Source organism: Sulfitobacter sp. 1A12056, assembly GCF_043558125.1.
GTDB classification, from domain to species: Bacteria; Pseudomonadota; Alphaproteobacteria; order Rhodobacterales; family Rhodobacteraceae; genus Sulfitobacter; species Sulfitobacter faviae.
The window spans coordinates 112,240-130,798 of the sequence record NZ_JBIFFY010000007.1 but is presented as its reverse complement, the minus strand read 5'-3'; the positions used below and the strand labels follow the sequence as shown (position 1 = coordinate 130,798).

Here is an 18,559-nt window from a genome sequence, read left to right as displayed (position 1 = left end):
CGAGATGACCCCAATTCTTTGCCAAGAGATACGCTGCGCCGGAGCGTGGTCCGATGCCAGTGATCGGGTCGAGCTGACCTATGACGGGCGTTTTCTGCGCCGCAAGGTGCTGACCACGGCGGACGGGCTGGCGTTTCTGGTCGATCTGGCGCAGACCACCTCGCTCGACCACGGCGATGCTTTCGTGCTGGCCGACGGGCGTCTCATCGAAGTTGTGGCTGCCGACGAAGCCCTGCTGGAGGTGACCGGCCCCGACCTGCCGCGCATCGCGTGGCACATCGGCAACCGCCACACCCCCTGTCAAATCGACGCCGACCGGCTGGTCATTCAGCGCGATCATGTGATCGCCAAGATGCTCGGCCAGATCGGTGCCACCACGCGAGAGATCACCGGCCCTTTCTGCCCCGAAGGCGGTGCCTATGGCCATGGACGCACCCATGGGCATGACCACGGCCACGTTCACCACGCCGTTCACGATCACGACCACCCGCATGACCATGCGCATGGCTGACACCCTACAGGCCGACGCGCTTCTGACCTTGGTGCAGATGCTGTCGCCCTCCTACCCAGTGGGGGCCTTCGCCTATAGCCATGGGTTGGAATGGGCGGTGCAGAACGGGGATGTAACGGGGCAAGACAGCTTGGCCGACTGGCTGGGCGGCGTGTTGCGGCACGGCGCGGGACAGGCGGATGCGCTGTTTCTTGCGGCGGCTTATCGCGTGGATGACCCATCGGAGATCGACGCGCAGGCCCGCGCCTTCGCCGCCTCCGCCGAGCGGTTGAAAGAGACCGTGCTACAAGGCGAAGCCTTTTCCCGCGCCAGCGCCGCGATCTGGCAGCAGGACATGCCGCCGCTTTGCTATCCCGTGGCCGTCGGACGCGCCGCGCGGCTGCAAGGGCTGCCGCTGCGCCAAACGCTTGAGATGTTCTTGCACGCCTTTACCGCCAACCTCGCCACCGCGGGCATGCGCCTTATCCCCTTGGGGCAGATTGAGGGACAGATCGTCATTCGCGACCTTGCGCCGCTCTGTCTTGAGGTCGCCGCGGCGGCAGAGGAAGGCACGCTCGACGATCTCTCCTCCACCGCCTTTCTCAGCGACATCGCCGCGATGAAACACGAAACCCAATATTCAAGGATTTTCCGCACATGAAACGCAACAACGGCCCTTTGCGCGTCGGCATCGGCGGCCCGGTGGGCGCGGGCAAAACCACTCTGACCGCCGCGCTCAGCCGCGCGCTGCGGGATCGGCTGTCGATCGGCGTGATCACCAATGACATCTACACCCAAGAGGATGCCGAGGCGCTGATGCGCATGCAGGTGCTGCCGCAAGATCGTATCATCGGGGTCGAGACCGGCGGCTGCCCGCATACGGCAATTCGCGAGGATGCCTCGATCAACCTTGCCGCCGTGGCGGAGATGGTTTCGCGGCACCCGGATGTGGAAGTGGTCTTGATCGAAAGCGGCGGCGACAACCTGTCGGCCACCTTCAGCCCTGAACTCGCGGATGTGACGCTCTATGTGATCGACGTGGCGGCTGGGGAGGAGATCCCCCGCAAGGGCGGCCCGGCGATCACCAAATCCGACATTCTAGTCATCAACAAGACCGACCTCGCCCCTCATGTCGGCGCCTCGCTCGAGGTCATGCAGCGCGACAGCGCGCGGATGCGGCCGGACCTGCCGACGGTCTTCTGCGCGTTAAGGTCCGGCGAGGGGATCGACACGCTGCTGGCGCATCTGGCGCAGGTCGGGGGCCTCGACCTCACCACAATGGACCCGGTAAGCGCGGCTTAACCGCGATAGACCTCTGACAGCCGGTCGCGAAAGGCGGGCAGAAGGCTGCCATCATAGCCCCGGTGCGGCACCCCATGCCAAAGCGCGTTGAGGATCGCGTCCTCAACCGCTTCGACCGCGGCGATAAAGAAGGCATCCATCCGGTCTTCGTTCAACCGCTCGACGCTCTGCGTATTGGCCCCGCCGCGCGTGATGCGGTTGGCGGTCGAAAAGGCCAGCGCGATGTCGCCGCTTTGATGGCCGATGTGGCTGCCCAACCGGCCAAGGGCCGCGGCGCTGCGCCGGGCCATGCGGGTCAACTGCCGCGAGCCCATCGGCGCGTCGGTCGCCAGAATGATGATGATCGAGCCCTTGTCGGGGTCATCCCCCGGCCCCGGCGGCGGCAGCTGTTGGCCAAAAACCCGCAGCGCGCTTTGCTGGCCGAAATTCGACAAGACCAGCGCGCCAAGGTCGAACCCCGCGCCGCCCGGCAGGGTGACCCGCCGCGAAGCGGAGCCGAGACCACCAGCATAGCCGAAGGTCTTCATCCCGCTACCGGCCCCGACCGTGCCCTGCGCAAACGCTGGCCCGCAAGCCGCCATCGCCGCCTGCGCGTGATCCTCGGTCACCGCCAGCGCCTGAATGTCGTTCACCGTGCCGTCGTTGCATTCCAAAACCAGCGGGTTGACCGTGCAAAGGCCCCGCCCGATCTCCGGATTTTCTGCAATCGCCCGCCGGATCAGCGCCGTGCTACAGGGGCCGACACCAAAGGTGTTGGTCAGCAGGATCGGCGTCTCGATCTGACCCAGTTCGGCCAGTTGCATCAGGCCCGCGCTTTTGCCGAAACCGTTCAACACGGCGACGCCCGCAGGCACAGGATTGCGGAAAAGATCACCTTCATGCGGCAGAACCGCCGTCACCCCGGTGCAAAGCCCCTCCCCGCGTAGGTCTTGGCTGCCCACGCGCACCCCCGCGACATCGCAGATGGTATTTCGTGGCCCCGTGGGCAGGGTCCACCAGTTCTTGCTGTCGGTCGTATTGCGCATTTTGCCTTTAAGAGTTTGGATTACGTTGGTGCGTCAATCCGCTCCGAAAAGATCGCGGGTGAAGACCTTGTCGGGGACATCCGCCAGATCGGGGTGATTGCGGTTGGCCACGATCACATCCGCGCGCGTCTTGAACGCTTCCAGATCGCGGGTGACTTCGGAGCCGAAGAAGCGTTCCTCTTGCAGCACCGGCTCATAAACGATCACCTCGATGCCCTTGGCCTTGAGCCGCTTCATGATCCCTTGGACCGAGCTTTGCCGGAAGTTGTCCGACCCGGCCTTCATCACCAACCGGTAGATGCCCACCCGCTGAGGACTAAGCGCCAGAATCTGCTCCGAGACGAAATCCTTGCGGGTGCGGTTCGCCTCGACCACGGCGTTTATCAGGTTTTGCGGCACGTCAGAGTAATTGGCCAGCAACTGTTTGGAATCCTTGGGCAAACAGTAACCGCCATACCCAAACGACGGGTTGTTGTAATGCCCACCGATGCGCGGGTCGAGGCAGACACCGTCAATGATCTGCCGCGTGTCCAACCCATTGGTCAACGCGTAGCTGTCCAACTCATTGAAATAGGCCACCCGCATGGCAAGGAAGGTATTGGCAAAGAGCTTGACCGCCTCCGCCTCGGACGCACCGGTAAAGAGCATGGGAATGTCGTCGGCGATTGCCCCCTCGGCCAGCAGTTGCGCGAAGCGCCGGGCGCGCGGGCTGTCTTCGCCGACGACGATGCGCGAGGGGTGTAGGTTGTCGTATAGCGCGCGGCCCTCGCGCAGGAATTCCGGGCTGAAGATCACTTGGTCGCTGCTTAACTCGGCGGAGAGGCCCGCGGTATAGCCCACCGGGACGGTGGATTTGATGACGATGGTGGCCGTTTTGGTGACCGCCAAGACATCCCGCACCACCGCCTCAACACTGGAGGTGTCGAAGACATTGGTGCGTGGGTCATAGTTGGTCGGCGTAGCGATGAGCACGTAATCGGCCTCGCGATATGCCGCCTCTGCGTCGGTCGTGGCCCGGAGGGTGAGGGGCTTTTCCGCGAGATATTGCTCGATCTCCGGATCGACGATTGGCGCGCGGCGGGCATTCACCTGCGCCACCCGTTCTGCGTTCAAATCGACCGCCGTCACGTTGTTGTGCAGCGCCAGCAGCACCGCATTCGAAAGCCCGACGTAGCCGATACCGACAACGGCGATCTTGGTCTTGGACATAAGCGTGGGCCTTTCTTGCGCGGCGTGGCGTGATATTAAACTGCGGCTTTCGTTTTGAAAAGGCACCGCCCGACAGGGAGTTAGGGCGGTTTGGCGAAAGTGAAGGCCGCAGCGCGAACCTTTCGCCCGTGTCGTGCGATGTGGCAGAACCGCCGCTTGTTGCGCGTGGCCCGAACGGTGGGTTGTCAGGCTGGCAAGACTTCCTTCTCACAGTCTCAGGCGACCCATAACGCGGAGAGCCCCGATGCCCGACACCTCTGAGCGCCTATCCCTGCCCTATTTGATGCCCGCACAGGCGCAAAAACATGTGACCCATAACGAAGCGCTGCAACGGCTCGATCTTCTCGTGCAGCTTGCGGTCGAAGGCTTTGACGCCAACACGCCGCCCGCCCTGCCGCAGGCGGGGGAGATTTACGCCCTCGGTGATGCGCCGACAGAGGTTTGGGCGGGTCATCCCGGTGAATTGGCCGCCTGGGTCGGAGAGACCTGGCAGTTCACCGCCCCGCAGGACGGCTGGGTCGCCTTGGATAAATCGACCGGGATTCTGCACCGTTGGGGGGCTGGGGCTTGGGCCGAGGTCTCGCCCCCCGATCTGGCGAACCTCTCCGGGCTGGGGGTCAATACGGATTACGACAGTGGCAATCGCTTGTCGGTCTCCTCCCCGGCGAGCCTGTTTACCCACGAAGGGGCGGGGCATCAGCTAAAGCTCAACAAGGCCAGCGCCGCCGACACCGCGAGCCTGCTTTTCCAGACAAACTGGTCCGGCAGGGCCGAGATGGGCACGGCGGGGCAGGATGATTTCGCCATCAAGGTCAGCGCCGATGGCAGCAGTTGGACCACCGCACTGGCCTTTGACGCGGCCAGCGGCATCGCTTCAGGCGCGGCGCTGACGCAGGGGGTGGGTGATGCGACCGTGGGTCGTTTGCTGCGGGTGGGGGATTTCGGCATCGGCGCTGACGCGGGGCCGCTGGTGACCGATCTCGACGCGCATGATCTTTCGGGCAGTTTTTCAAGCTATGGCGGCGCTCATGCGCAGGCGCCTTCCGGGGCCAACCCTTTCCCGGCGCTGAATGGGGTCTTCGGCCTGCTCTGCGGCAATAGCACCTTGGGCGGGCAGAGCGCCTATCTGTGGCAGATCGCCTTGGGGATCGACACGCCGGGTCTGGCCTTTCGTGTCCGGGCGACGGGGACATGGGGCGCGTGGCAGCCTTTGTGGTCTGGCGCGAATACGACCGTGGATGCCAATGGGTTCATCAAGGAAGCCAGCCCGATCGTGCGTCTGTTCCGCGATGGCAGTGAAGAGCCTGCGGTGCCTTTGGGTGCAGGGTTCGAACGGGTCGGGCTTGGCCATTACCGATTGTCGAATGTGCCACCCCTCGCCAGCCGCGGTTGGCAGATCGAAGCGCCGCAGGATGCGAATGGCAACCGGCTGGTTCATGTCGCGTGCAGCTATGATGCGGGGACGCTCGATATCCGCACCCGCGAGGTGATCTGGCAGGACGGCTGGGCGGGCGGCGCGCCCCGGGACATTCCCGAGGGCCGCTGGGTCGACCTGCGGTTCGACATGCCCTGAGGGGAAAGGGCCGGGCAGCCGTCAGATGATGCCGCGCAACTGCTCGACCTCATAATTGCCACCGCAAAGCAGAACGACAGTGGTTTGACCCGCGTAGTTCTGCGGCCCTGCCAGATAGGCCGCCAGCGCCAAAGCGGCGGCCCCTTCGACCAGCATGTTCTCTTCCCAAGCCAACACTTTTAACGCTTCGGCGATCTGATCCTCGTCGCAATGGACGATCTCGTCAATCACCGCGCTTGCGAGCGGCAGGGTCATCGAGTCCGCATCGACCCCGCCCGCCACGCCATCGGCCAGCGTGTCGAGATGTTCCGTTTCGACGATCTTGCCCGCTTTGATCGACGCGGCCAGCGCGCAGCTATTCGCAGCGCTCACACCGATCACGCGGGTCCGCGGCGAAAATTCCTTGATCACCGATCCCATGCCCGAGATCAGCCCACCGCCGCCCATCGAGACGAAGACATTGTCGATGCCTTCGATCTGATCGAGCAGTTCCAGCGCGGCGGTGCCCTGCCCCGCGATCACCTCGGCATCGTTGTAGGGTGAGATATAGGTATAGCCCTCAGCCTCAGCCAAACTCTGCGCATGCAGCTCTGAAAGCGAGGCATCGGCCCCATGGATCACGACCCTCGTGCCGTAGCTTTCGATGATCTTGCGTTTCTTGGCGACGACGGTTTCGGGCAGCACCACGATCAACTCATGCCCCGTGGTCTGGGCCGCAAGCGAGCAGGCAATGCCGTGGTTGCCGGAGGATGCGGTGATGACAGGCCGGTCGAGCGGCACCGTTGTCAGTTTTGCACTGGCGCCGCGCAGCTTGAATGACCCGGTATGCTGGAAGTTCTCGGTCTTGTAGAAGAACCGCGAGCCCTCTGCCATTGGCAAGCGGGAGGCGATCACCGGGGTGCGGTAAACCGCGCCCGCGATCTTGCGGTGGACCACGCAGGAACGCGCGGCGCTTTGGGCGATCAGGTCTGAGGCTGACGGCATGACGGGCTCCATCTAGCTTGACTGTGCTGCACCGTGACGCGCGAGGAAAGCGGAGACACGCGCCAACCCGTCGCGCAGGTCCGCCGTCGAATTGGCGAAACCGATGCGCAGCCAGCTCTCCATGTCCATGGCGCTGCCGGGGGTGAAAAGAACGCCCTCTTCCTCCAGCAGTTGCGTGCAGAAATCGCGAGAGGGCAGCGGGAGGTCGTATTTCAGCAGCGCCGTGGTGCCCGCTTGCGGCTTCACCCATGAGATCAGCGGCTCGGCCTCGACCCAATCCGACAGGATTGCGAGGTTCTCACGCGTGATCCGATGCGCGCGGTCGAGAATTTGGGCGCGGTTTTCGAGGGCGAGGGCCGCGAAATACTCATCAATCCGCCCGACGGAAATCGTGTTGTAATCGCGGTGGATCATGATGTCTTCCAGCAGGGTCTTCGGCCCCGCGACCCAGCCCACGCGCAACCCGGCCAGCGAATAGGCCTTGGACATCCCCGCCGTGCTGATGCCACGCTCGTAAAGATCACAGATCGAGGCGGTATAGCCGTTCCCTACCTGATCAGTGCCGCGATAGACCTCATCGCAGAGCACCCATGCGCCGCTGCCGCGCGCGATCTCGGCAAGCTCAGCCAGCATCGCCCGGTCCATCAGCGCGCCGGTCGGGTTGTTGGGGTTGTTCGTGGCGATCATCCGCGTGTCGGGCCGCATCATCGCGCGCAGCTCGTCGAGGTCAGGCAGAAAGCCGTTCTCGGGGCGCAGATGCAGCAGTTCGACCTCGGCACCGATGCTCTCGGGGATCGAGTAATGCTGCTGGTAGGTCGGCACGATGGCGATGACATGATCGCCGCGGCTGACCAACGTCTGGTGCACTAGCGCATTGGCCCCGATGGTGCCGTGGGTGGTCAGCACGTTCTCGCGGGACTGGTTCTCGTAAAGCCCCGCCACCGCGTGGCGCAGACGGTCCGAGCCCTCGATCGCGCCATAGCCCATGCGCATGCCGCGCAGCTCGCCCAGCACGGAATTGTCGACGCCCGCCATGTCGATCAGCTCGCCTAGGGTGATCGAGTCGACACAGGTCTCGGCAAGGTTGTAGCGGCAGTGGTTCTCGAATTCGTTCATCCACATTTCGACGCCAAAGGTCTTGATATGCATGGTGTTTCCTTTCGTCTCAGCTCTCAGTCAGCGCGGCGAAGAGCCGGCGGAGGAATTGCGGTGTAGCGGTCGGGGCGAGCCACCGCATCACGGCGACGATCTCGTGCTCGGGTGCGATCCAGATCGTATGGCCGCCCGCGCCCTGCGCGCTGAGGCGCTCTCGGGCAGTTTCGGATCGGCTTCCGCCCCGCGGTTCAGCCACCACAGGAAGCCGTATTTGTCGAGCGTCGGCGTCGGCATCAGCGATTGCCGCATCCAGTCCTCGGGCAGGATCTGTGCGCCGTTCCAATTGCCGTTCTGGCAGATGAACTGGCCAAATTTCGCGTGATCCTCGGCAGAGATGAAGAGCCCCCCACCCCAATGCCCGCCGCCGGTGACCGATTGCATGCGCGTGCCATCCACCTCGACCCAAGAGGTCGAATAGCCCTCCCATCGCCAGTCAGCGGAGGCCCCGATCGGGTCCATGATCCGCGCGCGCAGCACCTCCGGCAAGGGCCGGCGGAAGCGCATCATCAGCGCATAGGCCAGCGCGTTCACCCGCACGTCGTTGTACTCATAGTGGCTGCCCGGTTCGCCGACCGCGCGCAGCTGCCCCTTGCGGCTATTGTCCGCCCCGGGCCCGATCTGGCGGTAGTGGTCGACCTGATCGTCTTTGCCGAAAATTTCGCCGCGCCATTCGCTGTTCATCTGCAACAGATGCCGCCAGGTGATGCGCCCGTTGTGATCGCCCGCGAAATGCGGCCCCGGGACACTGTCGCCCACCGGCGCGTCGAGGTCCGCGATCAGCCCGTCCTTCACCGCCAGCCCCGCTAGCACCGACAGGTAGCTCTTGGCGATGGAGAAGGTCATGTCGGCGCGTGTCGTATCGCCCCAGTCGGCTACGCGCTCACCGCGATGCAGGATCACCCCGGCAGGGCCGCCGCGCGGTTTGACGGGGCCCACGATCTCGGTCCAAGGGCCGCTTTCGTTCCACTCGCGGTTGCCGACATAGGCGCCATCGGGGTGATACATCGAGCGGGGCCAGTCGGTCTCATGGGTTTGCGCGTGGTCGACGACGGCTTGCAGGGCGGGGGTGGCGGCGAATGTCATGAGGGCTCCTCGGGGCTTCGGGCGAACATTTCCCAAGGGGGGCGGAATTGTAAACCGGTTAAATGACTCCCACGCCTCAATCGCCGATGTCGGGGTAAACCTGAGAGCGTTTGACCACGCCGTAAACAAAACTGGTGTCGATCGACCCGATGCCGCCGATGGGATGCAACCGCGCGCGCACGAAGCGCTCATAATCCTCGAGGTCGCCCACCACGACGCGCAGCAGGTAGTCCGACAGGCCGCTCATCACGAAACATTCCAGCACCTCGGGGATCGCCTTGATCTGGCTCTCGAAACGCTGCACCGTGCCCTCGTCGTGGCCGTCCAGCGTCACCCGCACCATGACCGTGACCGGCAGCCCGTAGGCCTTGGCGTCGACCTCCACGCTGTAGCCCCGGATCGCGCCGTTCTTCTCCAACGCGCGCAGACGGCGCAGGCAGGGCGAGGGCGAGAGGCCAACTTCATCCGCCAGATCAAGGTTGGTCATCCGGCCATTGCGCTGCAACGCGCGGATGATGCGGCGGTCGGTGGCGTCCAATCGGGGCGTTTGGGGCATGATATGCCAAACCTCCTGCAATTCGCGCATATATTAGCAACCAAATGCCTTTCACGCCATCGGATCATGCCCTCAAAATCAGACAGGGGCCAGCCATGACCGAGAACCAGAAATCCTTTGCCACCCGCGCCATTCACCACGGCTATGACGCGCAGGACGAACAGGGCGCGCTGAACCCGCCGATCTACATGAGCTCGACCTTCACCTTCGAGACCGCGGAGGCGGGCGGCGACATGTTCGCGGGCGAGCGTGCAGGGCATTTCTACACCCGCATTAGCAATCCCACGCTGGACCATCTGGAAAAGCGCATCGCCAACCTCGAAGGGGCCGAGGCTGGCCTCGCCACCGCTTCGGGCATGGGGGCGATCACCTCGACGCTCTGGTCTTTCCTACAGGCGGGGGACGAGATCATCATCGACAAGACGCTTTATGGCTGCACCTTCGCTTTCATGACCCATGGCTTGCCACGCTTTGGCGTGAAGGTGACGCTGGTCGACATGACCGAGCCTGCAAACCTCGCCGAGGTGATCAGCGACCAGACCAAGGTGGTCTATTTCGAGACCCCCGCGAACCCCAACAACCGTCTGGTGGACATCGCCGCCATCTCCGACATCGCGCATCGCGTGGGCGCCAAGGTGGTTGTCGACAACACCTATGCCACGCCGGTCATCACCCGGCCCATCGAGCATGGTGCCGACATCGTGCTGCATTCGGCGACGAAGTTCCTTTCGGGCCATGGCGACGTGGTGGCGGGCCTTGTGGTGGGCAATGCCGAGGACATGATGCAGGTGCGGCTCGTGGGTCTGAAGGACATGACCGGCGCCGTGATGTCGCCGCTCACCGCCATGCTGCTTTTGCGCGGGATCAAGACGCTGGAACTGCGCATGGAGCGCCACTGCGCCACCGCCGCCAAGGTCGCCGAGGCGCTGGAGCAGCACCCGGCGGTGCTGCATGTCGCCTACCCGGGGTTGGCAAGCTTCCCGCAGGCCGAGCTTGCGCGGCGGCAGATGGGCAACTTCGGCGGCATGATCCCCTTCGAGGTCAAGGGCGGCAAGGCAGGCGGCATCGCCTTCATGAACCGGCTGAAGCTCATTCAGCGCGCGGTGAGCCTTGGCGATGCGGAAAGCCTGATCCAGCACCCCGCCAGCATGACCCATTCCACTTATTCGCCCGAGGAACGCGCCGAACATGGTATCGCCGAGGGGCTGGTGCGGCTTTCGGTCGGGCTGGAATCGGCGGAAGACATCATCGATGACCTTTACGCCGCGCTCGGGGCGCATAACATGCAAGCGGCCTGATCCGGCACGAACCGGACCAGTCGCGGGCGGTGTCGAGGAGGGCGCCGCCCGAGGGATCCTCAGAATGAAAGACCTGCCATGACCGCTCTCGCCCCTGCCCAGCTCAAGACCATTGAACAGCGTCTGCTGTGGCTGTCGCACTGGATGATCCACAACGCGAACCACATCCGGCCCAAGGTGGACGGGATCAAGGTGGGCGGGCATCAGGCGTCTTCGGCCTCGATGGTCTCGATCATGACGGCGCTTTATTTCAGCGCCCTGCGGCCCGAGGACCGGGTGGCGGTGAAGCCCCATGCCTCGCCGATCTTCCATGCGATGCAATACCTCATGGGCAACCAGACCCGCGAGAAGATGGAGAATTTCCGCGGGTTTCAGGGCGTGCAGAGCTATCCCAGCCGCACCAAAGACGTGGACGATGTGGATTTCTCCACCGGGTCGGTGGGCCTCGGCGTGGCAGTGACCTCCTTCGCCTCATTGGTGCAGGACTACATCACCGCGAAAGACTGGGGCGGGGACATTGATCTGGGCCGCATGGTGGCGCTGGTCGGCGATGCCGAACTCGACGAGGGCAATATCTACGAGGCGCTGCAAGAGGGTTGGAAGAACGACCTGCGCAACACCTGGTGGATCATCGACTACAACCGCCAATCGCTCGACGGGGTGGTGCGCGAGGGGCTGTTCAAACGCATCGAGCAGATTTTCGACGCCTTCGGCTGGGACGTGGTGAAGGTGAAATACGGCGCCCTGCAACGGGCCGCGTTCGAGGAGCCCGGCGGCGACAAGCTGCGCGACTGGATCGACAATTGCCCGAACCAACTCTACTCCGCGCTCACCTTCATGGGCGGCGCGGTCTGGCGCGAGCGGCTGATGGAAGCGCTCGGCGATCAGGGCGATGTCACGGCGCTGATCGACGCGCGCAGCGACGATGAACTGGCCGCGCTGATGGAGAACCTCGGCGGCAATTGCGTTGAGACCATGGCCGAAACCTTCGCCGCCATCGACCACGACCGCCCGGTCTGTTTCCTCGCCTACACCATCAAGGGCTGGGGCACGCCGATTGCGGGGCACAAGGACAACCACGGCGGTCTGATGACCAAAAGCCAGATGGCCGACTGGCAGAAACACATGGGCGTGGCCGAGGGGGAGGAATGGGAGCCTTTCGCCACCGTAGAAGACCCGCAAGCGCTGCAAGCGGCGCTAGATCGCGTGCCCTTCTTCGCCAAGGGCCGTCGCCGCTACAATGATGCCACACTGCCGGTGCCGCAGATCGAACTGTCGAGCGACCGGGAAATCTCCACGCAGATGGCCTTCGGCAAGATCCTCGACGATCTGTCCAAGGGCGACAGCGATCTGGCGCAGCGCATCGTCACCATGTCACCGGACGTGACCGGCACCACGAACCTCGGGCCATGGGTGAACCGCCGCAAGCTCTTTGCCCGCAAGGAACAGGCCGACACTTTCATCAACGAAAAGATCCCCTCCACAGCGAAGTGGGAGTTCACGCCCGAGGGCCAGCATATCGAGTTGGGCATCGCCGAGATGAACCTCTTCCTACTTCTGGGCGCCGCGGGCCTGTCGCATTCGCTCTTCGGCAAGTGGGTCATTCCCATCGGCACGGTCTATGACCCCTTCGTTGCCCGCGGTTTGGACGCGCTGAACTACGCCTGCTATCAGGATGCGCGCTTCATGATCGTGGGCACCCCCTCGGGCGTGACGCTGGCGCCCGAGGGCGGGGCGCATCAATCCATCGGCACGCCGCTCATCGGCATGAGCCAGGACGGGCTAGCGAGCTTCGAGCCCGCCTTCGCCGATGAGCTTGCGGTCATCATGCAGTGGGCCTTCGACTACCTGCAACGCGATGGCGAGGGCGACCCGGACGAGCGCACATGGCTGCGCGATGAGACCGGCGGCTCGGTCTATCTGCGGCTCACCACAAACCCCATCGAACAGCCCGGCAAACGGGTCGACGAGGACTTCCGCCAAGGCGCCATCGACGGGGCCTATTGGCTGCGCAAGCCCGGGCCGAACTGCGACGTGGTGATCGCCTACCAAGGCGCCGTGGCGCCCGAGGCGATCAAGGCCGCGGGCAGCATCGCCGAGGGCCGCCGCGACGTAGGCGTGCTGGCGGTGACCTCCGCCGACCGTCTGAACGCCGGCTGGACCGCGGCACAGCGCGCCCGGGCGCGCGGCAATCACGCGGCGCAGAGCCATATCGAAACGCTGCTCGGCCAATTGCCGCGCGACTGCAAGCTGGTGACGGTGATCGACGGCCATCCGGCGACGCTGTCCTGGCTGGGCGCGGTCGTGGGCCATCAGACGGTGCCGCTCGGGGTCGAGCATTTTGGCCAGACCGGCACCATCGCCGACCTCTACCGGCATTTCGGCATCGACGCGCGCTCGATCGTGGAAAAGGTGCAGGGCCTGACCCCGGGCCGCCAGATGTTGCACCGGGTAGCGGGCTAAGGTTCGAAGGGGGGCAAACTGCCCCCCTCATCACCTGCCGAACTTGGCTTCCAGATAGGCCAGATAGGCCGTCGGGTCGTAGGCCCCTGCCCCGATTCCGGCGAGGATCTCGGCCCGGCTGCGCGACCGGCCGTGTTGCCAGACAAGATCGCCCAACGCCGCGTGAAGCGGCGCATAGTCACCTGCCGTCACGCCCGCGCGCACTTCTGGCTTCGTGGCATCCAGATGCGCCATGATCTGCGCGGCGGTGGAATTGCCCACGGTATAAGTCGGGAAGGAGCCGATGTAGCCGTGCGACCAATGCACGTCCTGCAGACAGCCCGCGCCGTTGTCCGGCACCTCCAACCCCAGATCCTCGCGCATCGCCGCGTTCCACGCCTCGGGGACGTCGGCGACCTTCAGCGAGCCGTCCATCAGCGCCATCTCGATCTTCACGCGCAACATGACGTGCAGATCATAGGTCAGCTCGTCCGCCTCGACCCGGGTGAGGCCGGGGGAGACGCGGTTGATGGCGGCGACGAATTCGGCTTCGCTCACGTCGCCCAACTGTTCGGGGAAGGTATCGCGCAGGCGCCCGTAATGCACTGCCCAGAAGGCGGGCGACCGGCCGATGTGGTTTTCCAGCAGGCGCGACTGGCTTTCGTGCATCCCGAAACTGGTGCCCGCCACGGCATAGAGCCCGATCATGTCGGTCGCATGCGCCCCGCGCGTGAGCGCCGGATCGGCGCCCATCTCGTAGAGCGCATGGCCCGCCTCGTGGATCGTGCCGAAGATCGACATTGGCAGGTAGTTCGGGTTCCAGCGCGAGGTGATCCGCACGTCGTTGCGGGTCATGGAGATCTCGAAAGGATGCACCGCCGTATCGAGTCGCCCGCGGTCCATGTCATAGCCCAGGGCCTCGGCGATATAGGCGCAGAAGGCCTGCTGGCCGGCGACGGGATAGTCGCGGAACAGGAAATCGCTGCGCGGCGCGGGCCGGGCGAGGGCCGCGTCGAGGATCGGGCGGATGCCGTCGCGGAGCTGGTCGAAGAACCGGGTGAGCTGCACCGCGGTGGCGCCCGGCTCGAACACATCGGCCATCGGATCGTAGGGGTGACCGTCATGGCCAAGCGCCTCGGCCTTCTCGCGTGCTAGATCGACGATGCTTTGCAGATGCGGCTGGAACAGGGCGAAGTCGCCAGTGCGGCGGGCCTCGGTCCAGGCGGCGCCGGCGGTGATCGATTGCTCGGCCTGTCGGCGCAGCAAGGCTGCGGGGATGCGGGCGTGATGGGTGCGCGCCTCCTGCACCGATTGCGCGGCGCGGCGCTCGATCTCGGGCGCGTCGCTCTTGAGCACGGCTTCGGCGGCCTTGCCCATCTCGGGGTCGAGGATCATTTCACGCGCGATACCCATCAGCGTGGCGATCTGGTGGCCGCGCGTCTCGGCCCCGCCCTTGGGCATCATGACCCGCGCGTCCCAATTGAGCAGATTTACCGAGACGAGCACGTCGTTCAGCCGCCCCACGCGGTCGGTCAAGGTCAGGCTCATGCGGCGGCTCCTGTTTCGGCGCCGGTGCCCCCGTCATGCAGGTGGCAGGCGACGCTGCGGTTGTCTTTCGGGTTCACGAGGCGCGGCACCTCCACCTTGCAACGCGGACCCGCAAGCGGGCAGCGCGGGTGGAAGGCGCAGCCTTTCGGCGGGTTGATCGGCGAGGGGATCTCGCCTTTGATCGGGTGGAAGTTGGCGCGCCCGGTGCCGAGGGTCGGCACGGAGGCAAAGAGCGCCTCGGTATAAGGATGCAGCGGCTTGGCGTAGAGTTCATCCGCCGGCGCGGTCTCGACCACGCGGCCGAGGTACATGATCGCCACCCGGTCGCAAACGTGACGCACGACCGACAGGTCATGGCTGATGAACAGCGCCGTGAGGTCGAGCTCGCGCCGCAGCTTCATGAAGAGGTTCAACACCTGCGCCTGGATGGAGACGTCGAGCGAGGCCACGGCCTCGTCCAGCACCAGAAGCTCGGGCTGCATGGCGAGCGCGCGGGCGATGGCGACGCGCTGGCGCTGCCCGCCGGAGAACTGGTGCGGCAGGCGGTTGGCATAGGCGCCCTCCAGGCCGACCTGCTCCAGCAGGCTGCGCACCCGTTCCTGCACCTCACGCGCCGGGATCAGCCCGTGGATGCGCGGGCCTTCTGCGATTATTTCGCCCACCTTCATGCGGGGGTTGAGGCTCGCGAAAGGGTCTTGGTGGATCATCTGCACGCGGGTCGTGAGCTTGTCGACATTGCCGCGCAACTCGCGCGCCACCGGCTTGCCTTCGAGCGTGACGCTGCCCGCGCTCGGCGCGTAGATGCCCGACACGACGCGCCCCAGCGTGGACTTGCCGCAGCCGCTTTCGCCAACGATGCCCAGCACCTCGCCGCGCGGAACGCTTAAGGTGACGTCGTTGACCGCGTGAACGGTCTGGGTGGAGTCGCGCCCCGACAGGCGGTCCAGCCCCCGCACGACCAGCCCAGGCTTGCGGGTGAACCGCTTGGAGACGCCGTCGATTTTCAGAATGGGATCGGTCATGTGGCCTCGATCGGATGGTGGCACAGGACGGAATGTGCCTCGGTTCCAGTATTGGGTGGGAGCGTCGCGCAGACCTCGGTCGCGCGCGGGCAACGGGGCCGGAACGGGCAGCCAGAGGGCAGGTTCGCCAGCTGCGGGGTCGAGCCCGGGATCTGCGGCAGGTCGCGGCCCGGTTCGTGCAGGCCGGGGACCGAGTCGATCAACCCGCGCGTATAGGGGTGACGCGGGTGGGCGATGACCTCCTCCGCCGTGCCGCTCTCGACGATCCGGCCCGCGTACATCACGGCGATGTCGTCGGCGAGCGAGGAGACAACGGCGAGGTCATGGGTAACCCAGACGATGGCGGTGCCGGTCTCATCCGCCAGCCGCCGCACCTCGGCGAGGATCTGGCCTTGGATCGAGACGTCGAGCGCGGTGGTCGGCTCATCGGCGAGGATCACGGCAGGCCGGTGCAGCAGGGCCGTGGCAATCGCCACGCGCTGGCGCATCCCGCCCGAAAGCTGGTGCGGATAGGCCTGCAGACGCTCGGCGGGGGCCGGGATGCCGACGATCTCAAGCGCCTCGCGGGCGCGGTCCCATGCGGCGGCCTTGCTGACCTTGTCGTGCACGCGCACGGCCATGGCCATCTGGTCGCCCACCCGCAGCACCGGGTTGAGGGTCATCATCGGGTCCTGAAACACCATCGAGACGTTGCGGCCCCGCATCTGGCGTCGGCCCTCGGCGCTGAGGCTGCGCATGTCGGTGCCCTGCACCATGACCTGCCCGGCGGTGATCCGACCGGGTTCGTCGATAAGCCCCATGATCGAAAACCCGGTGACGCTCTTGCCCGAGCCGCTTTCCCCCACGAGCCCGAGGATACGCCCCGGCTGGACCGAAAAACTCACGTCATTGACGGCGGTGACGGCCCCCTTGCGGGTGCTGAATTGCGTGGTCAGACCCCTGACCTCCAGTGCGGCGCTCATCGGCTGTTCCTCGGGTCGAGCACCTTGCGGACCTGATCGCCCACGAGGTTGATTGCAACAACGGTCACCATCAGCGCCAACCCGGGATAGATCGACAGCCAGTAGCGGTCCGAATGGATGTATTTGAACCCGTTGGAGATCAGCGACCCCAGCGAAGGTTCGGTCAGCGGCAGGCCCACGCCGAGGAAGGACAGCGTCGCCTCCAACGCGATGGCGCTTGCTACCTGCACCGTGGCAACCACGATCAGCGGCGGCAGGACGTTGGGCAGCAGGTGCTTGAACAGAACGCGATGCGTCGGCAGCGGTGTCGAGCGCGCGGCCTCGATATAGTCCTTGCCGCGTTCGACCTTGGCCGCGCCATGAGTGGTCCGGGCGAAATAGGCATATTGCGCGACGACCAGCGCGAGGATGATCTGCGCCACCCCCTGCCCCAGCATCGCCACCAGCACCAGTGCCAAGAGGATCGCGGGCATCGAGAGTTGCAGATCGACGATCCGCATCAACAGCGCCTCGATCCGGCCGCCGAAATAGGCCGCGGTGAGGCCAACGGCGATGCCGACCAGAAGCGCCAGCGCCCCCGCCGACAGACCGATCACGAAGCTGGTGCGCAGCCCGTAGAAAATGGCCGAGAGCATGTCGCGGCCCGCGTTGTCGGTGCCCAGCAGATGGACATAGCCGCCCGAACCTTCGGTGCCGGGGCGCAGGAAGGCGTCGAGCCAGTCGAGCGCGGCCATGTCATAGGGATCCTGCGGCGAGACCAGCGGCGCACCGAAGGAGAGGAACAGCAGCACCCCGATCACGATGAGCGCGCCCACGGCGACCCAGGATTCGCGAAAATCCGACCAGAAGTTGCGCAGCCGCTCGGCGCGCGTCTCCACCGGCGGGGCCGAGGGCACGGCCATGGTGTTTTCAGCGACGATCTCGGGCATCATGCGCCTCCTTTCAGGCGGACCCGCGGGTCCAGTCGGGCGTAGACCAGATCAACCACGAGGTTGATGAGGACAAAGAGGATCACGACCATGATGAGGTAAGAGACCATCACCGGCCGGTCGAGTTGCAGGATCGAGTCGATGATCAGCTTGCCGACACCGGGCCAGTTGAACACGCTTTCGGTCACCACCGCGAAGGCCAGCGTCGAGCCGAGCTCAAGCCCCAGCACCGTGACGATCGGGATCGAAATATTGCGCAGGATGTGGCGGAAGACGATCTGCCGGTCCGGCAGACCCTGCGCGCGGGCGAATTTGACGTAATCGGTGCCCATGGCCTCGACCATGCCGGCGCGGGTCAGGCGGATCATCAGGCCCATCTTGAACAGCGACAGGTTGATCGCGGGCATGATGACATGGCTCCAGCCGTCAGGGGTGAAGAGCGAGGAGGTGATGCCAAGGAAGGTCGCCTCGTCCCCGCGCCCGCCCGAGGGCAGCCAGCCAAGCTCGACCGCAAAGCCCATGATCAGCAGCATACCGATCCAGAAGGTCGGCACGGAGAAGCCCAGCACCGACAGCGCCATGATCATCTTCGCGCCGAGGCTCTCGGGACGGTAACCGGCCCAGAGACCGGCGGGAATGCCCACGCCCACGGCGATCAGCACCGAGGTCAGCACCAGTTCCAGCGTGGCGGGAAAGCGCGAGAAAACGAGGTCGACGACCGGGATGTTATAGACCATCGAGGTGCCCAGATCGCCCTGGGCCACGTTCTTAAGGAAGGTCCAGTACTGCACGACCAGCGGTTGATCGAGCCCGTATTGCTCGATCAGCTTCTGGCGGATCTCGGCGGTGGCGCCCGGATCGATCATCACGTCGATCGGATTGCCGATGGCAAAGACGCCGACAAAGACGATCACCGACATGGCAAAGACCACGACAACTGCCTGTGCCAACCGGGTTACAAAATAGCTGAGCATTCGACCT

17 protein-coding genes are annotated in these 18,559 nt (G+C 64.9%); 6 read left to right on the top strand and 11 right to left on the bottom strand.

Going from position 1 to position 18,559, the window contains the following annotated elements; genetic code table 11:
* The first annotated feature begins 4 nt into the window (after nucleotides 1-4).
* Genes ureE through ureG form a run of 3 tightly spaced genes read left to right on the top strand, consistent with a single transcriptional unit; the run spans nucleotide 5 to nucleotide 1,792 of the window.
* Complete coding sequence (ureE, locus tag ACGYLD_RS13760; RefSeq protein ID WP_271693979.1) at nucleotides 5-511, top strand: urease accessory protein UreE; 507 nt, start codon at nucleotides 5-7, stop codon at nucleotides 509-511.
* The gene (locus tag ACGYLD_RS13755; protein WP_394402909.1) at nucleotides 504-1,151 is read left to right on the top strand and encodes an urease accessory protein UreF; all 648 of its coding nucleotides are present in this window, start codon (nucleotides 504-506) and stop codon (nucleotides 1,149-1,151) included. Before ureE ends, ACGYLD_RS13755 begins: the two co-directional genes overlap by 8 nt.
* Nucleotides 1,148-1,792 (top strand): urease accessory protein UreG, encoded by a 645-nt coding sequence (ureG, locus tag ACGYLD_RS13750; protein ID WP_271693978.1) that lies wholly within the window; start codon nucleotides 1,148-1,150, stop codon nucleotides 1,790-1,792. The genes ACGYLD_RS13755 and ureG overlap by 4 nt, the downstream gene beginning before the upstream one ends.
* Here the strand turns inward: ureG and ACGYLD_RS13745 are convergent.
* Both ACGYLD_RS13745 and ACGYLD_RS13740 read right to left on the bottom strand, forming a co-directional pair.
* Nucleotides 1,789-2,817, bottom strand: a complete 1,029-nt coding sequence (locus ACGYLD_RS13745) for a P1 family peptidase (RefSeq protein ID WP_394402866.1) — start codon at nucleotides 2,815-2,817, stop codon at nucleotides 1,789-1,791. The genes ureG and ACGYLD_RS13745 overlap by 4 nt on opposite strands.
* Nucleotides 2,818-2,850: 33 nt before the next feature.
* Entirely contained in the window at nucleotides 2,851-4,026 is a 1,176-nt protein-coding gene (locus ACGYLD_RS13740; protein WP_271693976.1) for a nucleotide sugar dehydrogenase, read from the bottom strand.
* A gap of 244 nt (nucleotides 4,027-4,270) precedes the next feature.
* Here ACGYLD_RS13740 and ACGYLD_RS13735 point away from each other — a divergent pair, with 244 nt between their 5' ends.
* Nucleotides 4,271-5,599 (top strand): DUF2793 domain-containing protein, encoded by a 1,329-nt coding sequence (locus tag ACGYLD_RS13735; RefSeq protein WP_394402864.1) that lies wholly within the window; start codon nucleotides 4,271-4,273, stop codon nucleotides 5,597-5,599.
* Nucleotides 5,600-5,620: 21 nt separating this feature from the next.
* Here the strand turns inward: ACGYLD_RS13735 and ACGYLD_RS13730 are convergent, their stop codons facing one another.
* The 4 genes from ACGYLD_RS13730 to ACGYLD_RS13715 form a co-directional block, all read right to left on the bottom strand.
* Nucleotides 5,621-6,583 carry a pyridoxal-phosphate dependent enzyme gene (locus tag ACGYLD_RS13730; protein ID WP_394402862.1) on the bottom strand — a complete coding sequence of 321 codons (963 nt, stop codon included), beginning with the start codon at nucleotides 6,581-6,583 and terminating at the stop codon, nucleotides 5,621-5,623.
* Between the two features lie 12 nt (nucleotides 6,584-6,595).
* The gene (locus ACGYLD_RS13725; protein ID WP_394402860.1) at nucleotides 6,596-7,732 is read right to left on the bottom strand and encodes an aminotransferase; all 1,137 of its coding nucleotides are present in this window, start codon (nucleotides 7,730-7,732) and stop codon (nucleotides 6,596-6,598) included.
* Nucleotides 7,733-7,819: 87 nt separating this feature from the next.
* A complete protein-coding gene (locus tag ACGYLD_RS13720; RefSeq protein ID WP_394402858.1) occupies nucleotides 7,820-8,821 on the bottom strand; it encodes a serine hydrolase domain-containing protein in 1,002 nt (333 codons plus the stop codon).
* A 76-nt stretch (nucleotides 8,822-8,897) separates the two neighbouring features.
* Nucleotides 8,898-9,377, bottom strand: coding sequence for an Lrp/AsnC family transcriptional regulator (locus tag ACGYLD_RS13715; protein ID WP_394402856.1), 480 nt, complete (start codon nucleotides 9,375-9,377; stop codon nucleotides 8,898-8,900).
* A gap of 95 nt (nucleotides 9,378-9,472) precedes the next feature.
* Between ACGYLD_RS13715 and ACGYLD_RS13710 the strand changes: the two genes are divergently transcribed.
* Nucleotides 9,473-10,675: a methionine gamma-lyase gene (locus ACGYLD_RS13710; RefSeq protein WP_394402854.1), complete on the top strand. Its 1,203-nt coding sequence runs from the start codon at nucleotides 9,473-9,475 to the stop codon at nucleotides 10,673-10,675.
* A 78-nt stretch (nucleotides 10,676-10,753) separates the two neighbouring features.
* Nucleotides 10,754-13,138, top strand: a complete 2,385-nt coding sequence (locus ACGYLD_RS13705) for a transketolase-like TK C-terminal-containing protein (protein WP_394402852.1) — start codon at nucleotides 10,754-10,756, stop codon at nucleotides 13,136-13,138.
* 30 nt (nucleotides 13,139-13,168) lie between these two features.
* Here the strand turns inward: ACGYLD_RS13705 and ACGYLD_RS13700 are convergent, their stop codons facing one another.
* The 5 genes from ACGYLD_RS13700 to ACGYLD_RS13680 are packed head-to-tail and all read right to left on the bottom strand — an operon-like array spanning nucleotide 13,169 to nucleotide 18,552.
* Nucleotides 13,169-14,665, bottom strand: coding sequence for a carboxypeptidase M32 (locus ACGYLD_RS13700; protein WP_271693968.1), 1,497 nt, complete (start codon nucleotides 14,663-14,665; stop codon nucleotides 13,169-13,171).
* Entirely contained in the window at nucleotides 14,662-15,687 is a 1,026-nt protein-coding gene (locus ACGYLD_RS13695; protein WP_271693966.1) for an ABC transporter ATP-binding protein, read from the bottom strand. Before ACGYLD_RS13695 ends, ACGYLD_RS13700 begins: the two co-directional genes overlap by 4 nt.
* On the bottom strand, nucleotides 15,684-16,649 hold the full coding sequence (locus ACGYLD_RS13690; RefSeq protein WP_271693965.1) for an ABC transporter ATP-binding protein: 966 nt from the start codon (nucleotides 16,647-16,649) through the stop codon (nucleotides 15,684-15,686). The genes ACGYLD_RS13695 and ACGYLD_RS13690 overlap by 4 nt, the downstream gene beginning before the upstream one ends.
* Nucleotides 16,646-17,578 carry an ABC transporter permease gene (locus ACGYLD_RS13685; RefSeq protein ID WP_276154054.1) on the bottom strand — a complete coding sequence of 311 codons (933 nt, stop codon included), beginning with the start codon at nucleotides 17,576-17,578 and terminating at the stop codon, nucleotides 16,646-16,648. The genes ACGYLD_RS13690 and ACGYLD_RS13685 overlap by 4 nt, the downstream gene beginning before the upstream one ends.
* Nucleotides 17,578-18,552: an ABC transporter permease gene (locus ACGYLD_RS13680; RefSeq protein ID WP_209219238.1), complete on the bottom strand. Its 975-nt coding sequence runs from the start codon at nucleotides 18,550-18,552 to the stop codon at nucleotides 17,578-17,580. The genes ACGYLD_RS13685 and ACGYLD_RS13680 overlap by 1 nt, the downstream gene beginning before the upstream one ends.
* Between the last annotated feature and the right edge of the window lie 7 nt (nucleotides 18,553-18,559).